Origin of the sequence: Microcystis sp. LEGE 00066 (assembly GCF_015207925.1) — a bacterium.
Classification (GTDB): domain Bacteria; phylum Cyanobacteriota; class Cyanobacteriia; order Cyanobacteriales; family Microcystaceae; genus Microcystis; species Microcystis ichthyoblabe_A.
On sequence record NZ_JADEVX010000218.1, the window covers coordinates 1 to 6,366 of the forward strand.

Below are 6,366 nucleotides of genomic sequence, written 5' to 3' on the forward strand. Positions count from 1 at the left end.
GGGGAGACTTTTCAGTTATCAGTGAACAGTAAACAGTAATCAGTGAACTGATAACTGATAACTGATAACTGATAACTAACCCCACCAGCAAACTTTTTGCCGCAAACCTTACTTATAAGCAGCAATACACTGTTCAACTAAAGCGGTTACTGCGTCCACATCTTTCCAACCGAGAATTTCTGTGACTTTTTTCTCTAGATTCTTATAGGTTTTGAAAAACTCGGCGATTTCGTCCAAGCGATGGGGAGAGACATCTTTGAGAGATTTTACCTCTGCATAACGGGGATCTTTAGCGGGAACACAGAGAATTTTTTCATCGCGATCACCACCATCGATCATTTCTAACATACCAATGGGACGCGCTGTAATCACACAGCCGGGGAAAGTAGGCTGATCCATGATCACCATACCATCTAAAGGATCGCCGTCATCGGCGAGGGTATTGGGAACAAAACCATAATCACAGGGATATTGTACCGAAGAATAGAGAACGCGATCGAGAGCAAAGGCGTTTAAATCCTTATCAAACTCGTATTTATTCTTACTACCAGCAGTAATTTCCACTAAAACGTTAATTAAACCGGGTTTCGGTTGGGCAGGAATGCGCGATAAATCCACAAGCTTTCTCCAAATACAAGACAATAGCGCCTTTAGAGTCACCTAAAAGCGCAGGCAAAATTAAAAGACACTTTGATTGACTCCGATCCAAATTTTACCCACAAGGGGGATCGGGACGAAGAAAAAAATTTTATCTTGGCAATCGTCTATCTCAATTCTGTCACCTCATTTGCCTCGTTAGGGAGTAGGATGTGTTACCGGTAAGGGGTTCTTCGGTATAGTTAGGCGTGGAGTTATATCCAATCGCTAACAAGGGTAACGTTAGGGTCAGAATTGCGATCATAGTTCCGAGTAAATTGGCCCACCTATGACTAGGAGGTTCGGAAGTCTTCCCTGACGGGTTGCTTGATTCCATAAAGGGGTCGTGTTGAACTCGACAAGTAAAGAATACGAGAGATATACAGAGCAGTCAGCCATCGGCCCTGAGCTTTTGACAAATTACTGCTATTTTTTGCCTTTGGGCTTGGTTAACGTCTCGTTAAAAAGCGAAACATTAACAGCAATACTCTCCCTACTAATTATATTTTACCAATTCTTTTCCAATAGTTCACTCTGATACTTTTCTTGACGATCTCTCCAGATCATGGTCTGTTGGTGTTTGTCCATGTCATACTAAATCAGTTTTTAATAACTGGATTTAGTATCAATCCACAAAAAAAATGTCTGAAAAGCCCAAATATTAAGCGATTCAAACATTTTCTCATTGCAATCGGAGGGTGATATTGACTTTATGTCTTAACTTCGAGCTTACGATAGAAACCTAGCTGTTAATGTAGCCTATTTAACCAAAATATCGATTTTTTGCTGATTTATCGGGATAGACAATCACCTTTTCTTAGAAATTATCCGAGTTTAGAGACAATTGGTTAGCTAATCTCCCAATAAGCTAGGTCTCAGAGACCAGCAAGGCATCCTCAAGCCTTGATTTGTCCTTACTTGTCATGGACAGCGATCAGGGCAAGTGGGGTCAATCTACCAATGTTTACATCATAACTCGATCGAGGGAGAAAAGCCAAGAACCTGGGAGAAAACTGCCGATTTATCCCGGCCAATATTATTGCTCAGATCGGCCTAGATGATGCCGTCAGTCATTCTTCAGCGAGAAACTACCTCGCTAGAGGATTCCGATTCTAGGGGGAGAGAGGGTTTAATTATCCCGTATTTTGTCTCCTCTGGAGTCACTTGACGGATAACCTCCAAAGCTTCCTTGATCATTACTGCCATGGGAACTGCGACAATCACCCCCAGTAAACCGCCCACTCGCGCCCCCGTCAAGACCGAAACCAACACCCAAAAGGGATTTAACCCGGTGACACTGCCCAAAATCCGGGGAGCAATGCCGTTTTCGACAATTTGCTGCACCACTACAGCTACGGCTAAAACTTGCAGAGCTAAACCAATATCGCGCAAAGCTAGTAAAGCTGTCACCGTGACAATGCCTACAGTTCCCCCAAAAGGGATTAAGGCCATGGTGCCAATCAAGAGGCCGAATAGGAGACCAAAAGGAACTTTAATCGATAAAAATGCCGTGACTAATCCCAGGGCCATGCAGGTGGCACAAATCACCTGTCCGACAAAGTAATTCTGAAAACTTAAGCGTAGGGTTAGGGAAAAGGGTTGTTGGACGGGTTTGGGCAACCATTGGATAATACTCCTCCAGATATCGGGACTGTGGAGAAGTAGATAAAAGGTGAGGATAATGGTTAGCAGCACATCAAGCACTCGCACTACGGTAAAAACGGTGAGATTAAGGGCTAAATTAACGCTTCTTCCCGCTAGAATTTGCAATTCTGCCCCTAAACGACTGTTAAACTGAGCGATAACACCATCGAAACTGATCGGAATCGGTAGATTCATCGTGTCGATTTTGGTATCTAGTTGCATCAGTTGGCGCTGTCCCGAGTCTAACCATTCTGGCAATCTATTGACAAATTGCTGCGCTTGGGTGAAGACTAGGGGAACTAGGGTGATTCCCACGGCCACAAAAATTAAAATCGTGATCAGGGAAACCACGATCGCAGCTAAACCCCGTTTTAATCCCTGACGTTCCAACCAAGTCACTGGATAACCCAAGAGAAAAGATAGAACGGCCGCTATCAGTAAAATAACAAATAAAGATTCAAAATAGCCAAAAATTGCCGATAATGCCCAGGCATTCAGAACTATAAGTGGTGCAGCTAGAGCAATCACCAGTAAGCGAGATAGGGAATTCAGGGATTGCCACCACGTCTGAACCCAATTGCGTTTCGGGGGAACGACTTTAACTTCCACCATGAAGCCTCTTAAAGGGTTTGTTTCAATACTTGTATTCTGACAGATCGAAGCCGAACCCGCTAACTCAACCAGGGGAAGTGGGGTGATGGGGTGTGGGATGCTGACAGGTTTAGGTTTACTACAACAACCTTATACCATTTTTCTAAAGTAATGGCAGAGATGGTTAATTGCCCTCACCCCCAACCCCTCTACCCTTCTGGGAGAGGGGAGTAGGATACCTGCCACGAATAAAGAAAAATGGTATTATGGGTGTAACGGGGGTATCCTGCCGACATTTAAGGTGAACGGCTCCGTTAGGCTGTAGATCTGGTCACCCCATACTTGACAAGACAATGCAGTTGCATTACTATCAAGATGTTTTGACAAATAGGCTGAGAGGTCGCAATGGCTGCAACGATGGCTCCATGGACAGAATCCACTCTTACCGATCGCTATCAGACTACAATTCCCGATTCCGTTCGCAAAGCCCTTGGCTTGAATAAGCGCGATAAAATCTGCTATAACATACAGCCCGACGGCAAAGTATGGATTTCTAGGGCTGAGGGGACAGAAGAAAATAATCCGGTGCTTGGGAAATTTCTGAATTTTCTTGCCCAAGATATGGAACAGAACCCTCAACACATACAGCCAATTAGTTCTAACCTAGTCAATCATGTTCAATACTTGGTCTCTGGTGTTGATCTGGATATTGATGCACCACTTCTGGATGAGGACGAATAAGGTTGTCTATAGATCAGCCCCTAGTAATTAATGGATGGAGCATATTTGCTCATCCTCTGTTCCTTGAACAGTTTGAAGAACTTGTGACGCAGGTTGAAGAGCTGCGCCACAAGTTTCCTCAAGATTACAAAAGGAAAAATGCGACAAAGCTTCTAGCTGCCATAGCAAAGTTAGCCTTTGATACTATTCCTGAAGACCCAACTCGCAGTGAGTATCGACAGGGAACTGCGCTTGGAGACGATTATAAACACTGGTTTAGAGCCAAGTTTTTTCAGCAGTATCGACTGTTTTTTCGATATCATCAAGAGAGTAAAATAATTCTCCTCGCTTGGGTCAATGATCAAAATTCTAAGCGAGCTTTTGAGAGTAGTACAGACGCTTATAGAGTCTTTAGAAAAATGCTGGAGACCGGTTATCCTCCAGATGATTGGCATGACCTACTCAAAGAGGCCAAAAGTACAATTAGCCGTTTACGCAAAGCTGCTGAAACCGAAATTTAATGATAGATGTGTCTGGACTTCCCCATACAAAAATACTAAAAAACTAACAAAACCCTTATGGAGCTTCTCAGAAAAAATTGACAAGCTGTCACTGGGTACATTTTCCCTTGAAAATGGCTTTACCGTTGACTGTATCTGGAGTGGAGCGATTCTGTAGAGTTGGCTGTATAGCGATCGCTAACTTGATCGTAACAGATAGTGTCATCAATCTCTAGAGTAGGGTTTGCTGAATAACTGTGAAATACTTATGATATAAGGATTACAGCCATATTAAATTCCCAAAAAGTCAAGAAAAAGGGACAGAAAACGGCTAAAATTGCTAAAATACCCTTGCACTTATCCGACAAGAACATATGTACGGAAAAACGAACGAGTCTTCAATTGCCCCAGAAAACTTTGAGTTGCCTTTTGAGGGAAAATTATCAGCAGATAATCGCTGGATAATAATGGCAGAGTTAATTCCCTGGGAAGAATTTGAAGAAGAATATGCCCAAAATTTTGACGAAGAAATGGGTGCGCCAGCCAAACCATTTAGGATGGCATTAGGAGCATTAACTATTAAGGAAAATTAAAAACAAGCGACAGGGAAACCATAGAGCAAATCAAGGAAACCCCCTATTTACAGTATTTTCTAGGGATGTCAGCCTATAGTAATGAAGCTCTATTTGATGCGACAATGTTCGTTAATTTTCGTAAAAGAATCAGTAAGAATTTAATCAATAAAATTAATAAAAGAATGGTGATGAGAGAGAGAAAAAAGAAGGAAATTGAAGAAAAAAGTGAAAGAAAAGAAGAAGAAAAAGAGAGTCAAATAAAAAATAAAGGAAAATTAATATTAGATGCAAGTTGCGCACCTGCTGATCTAAGTTATCCCCGTTATCCCCAGGATTTAGGGATATTAAATCAAGCAAGAAAGAAAACAGAAAACATTCTAGATTGTCTCTATCAAAGTTTGAGAATCAAGCTGAAGAAAAAGCCAAGAACTTATAGAAAAAGAGCGAGAAAAGATTATTAAAAGTAGCCAAAAAACGTCGTTGTTCTCAAAAAGAAAGACGAGAAGCTATCAAGAAGCAACTGCAATATATCAAAAGAAATCTATCTCAAATAGAGAAATTAATCGAGGGGGGATCAGAGTTAAGTAGTCTCAGCAAAAGAAACTACAAAATGTTGTTAGTGGTGACAGAAGTTTATCGTCAACAATTGTGGATGTGGTAAAATAAATCATCGAGAATTGATGATAGAATTGTGAGTATAACCCAACCACACATCCGCCCTATCGTTAGAGGAAAAGCAGGAAAACCAGTTGAATTTGGAGCAAAAATCTCAGTAAGCTGTTTTGAGAGTTATGTATTTTTAGACCATTTAAGTTGGGATAATTTTAATAAATCTGGGGACTTACAAGCGCAAGTAGAAGAGTATAAAGAATTCACAAGATATTATCCAGAATCAGTTCATGTTGATAAAATTTATCGAACTAGAAAAAATCTAGCTTGGTGTAAAGAAAGAGGAATTAGAATCAGTGGAGTTCCTCTAGGAAGACCACCTAAAAATATTAATAAAGAAACTAAAAAACAAGCTCTTGAGGATGAAGGAATTCGGAATGCAATTGAAGGTAAATTTGGTCAAGCAAAAAGAAGATATAGTCTTGATTGTATCATGACAAAACCTGATAAAACTTCAGAAACTGACCTTGCCATTACTTTTTTAGTCATCAATCTTTCTAACCTGCTTAGACAGGTTAACTGTCTTTTTTTGTCCCTATTTCTTTATACATCTAAATTTAGCTTTATTCATCCCTCTTTGATTAGAAAAGATGATAAAAAAGCTGATTTTTCAACAGAAAAACTTATCTTAAATTCGGGCTGATTTTTGAGAGTTTTTGTTTTTTACTTTTTGCCGCAAACCCTAACTAAGCGCAAGATAGCCAGTGGTTCTCGCGCCTTCAGTGGCTTTGTCGATACTGCTCGTTTGTTGACCGTGATTCAGTCTTGTCGCGCCCAAGGCCGTTCGGTTCTAACTTTCTTGCGTCAGGCTTTGGCCTCTGTCCATCACCCCTTGAATACGGTTGTCTCTCTTATCCCCACTGCTGATTTTTCTCTCTTTGTCAACCCCTAGACCTGAATAGTTATACCATTTTTCAAAAAGTATGTCATACTTGGTAAAGGTATAGTTTGTGTGGTAAAAAGGCAATGAGTGGAGTCCCTAATATTAATGTTGCTGAGTCAGTAGAAGACTTAAAATCCTTGTTGAAGCA

At 40.9% G+C, this 6,366-nt stretch carries 5 protein-coding genes and 1 pseudogene; 4 read left to right on the forward strand and 2 right to left on the reverse strand.

The window, feature by feature from the left end; genetic code table 11:
- Positions 1–108: 108 nt before the first annotated feature.
- Both IQ224_RS20565 and IQ224_RS20570 read right to left on the reverse strand, forming a co-directional pair.
- Positions 109–618, reverse strand: a complete 510-nt coding sequence (locus IQ224_RS20565; RefSeq protein WP_002732961.1) for an inorganic diphosphatase — start codon at positions 616–618, stop codon at positions 109–111.
- A 1,095-nt stretch (positions 619–1,713) separates the two neighbouring features.
- Positions 1,714–2,892, reverse strand: coding sequence for an AI-2E family transporter (locus IQ224_RS20570; RefSeq protein ID WP_002732401.1), 1,179 nt, complete (start codon positions 2,890–2,892; stop codon positions 1,714–1,716).
- A 384-nt stretch (positions 2,893–3,276) separates the two neighbouring features.
- On the opposite strand from IQ224_RS20570, the gene IQ224_RS20575 reads away from it, so the two are divergent.
- From IQ224_RS20575 to IQ224_RS20590, 4 genes and pseudogenes are all read left to right on the forward strand, one after another.
- A complete protein-coding gene (locus IQ224_RS20575; protein ID WP_194033442.1) occupies positions 3,277–3,612 on the forward strand; it encodes a type II toxin-antitoxin system PrlF family antitoxin in 336 nt (111 codons plus the stop codon).
- A gap of 2 nt (positions 3,613–3,614) precedes the next feature.
- Positions 3,615–4,112, forward strand: a complete 498-nt coding sequence (locus tag IQ224_RS20580; RefSeq protein WP_036399371.1) for a type II toxin-antitoxin system YhaV family toxin — start codon at positions 3,615–3,617, stop codon at positions 4,110–4,112.
- A 353-nt stretch (positions 4,113–4,465) separates the two neighbouring features.
- A pseudogene (locus IQ224_RS20585) lies at positions 4,466–5,978 on the forward strand (IS5 family transposase).
- Between the two features lie 3 nt (positions 5,979–5,981).
- Positions 5,982–6,227 carry a hypothetical protein gene (locus IQ224_RS20590; protein ID WP_002740773.1) on the forward strand — a complete coding sequence of 82 codons (246 nt, stop codon included), beginning with the start codon at positions 5,982–5,984 and terminating at the stop codon, positions 6,225–6,227.
- Positions 6,228–6,366 lie beyond the last annotated feature (139 nt).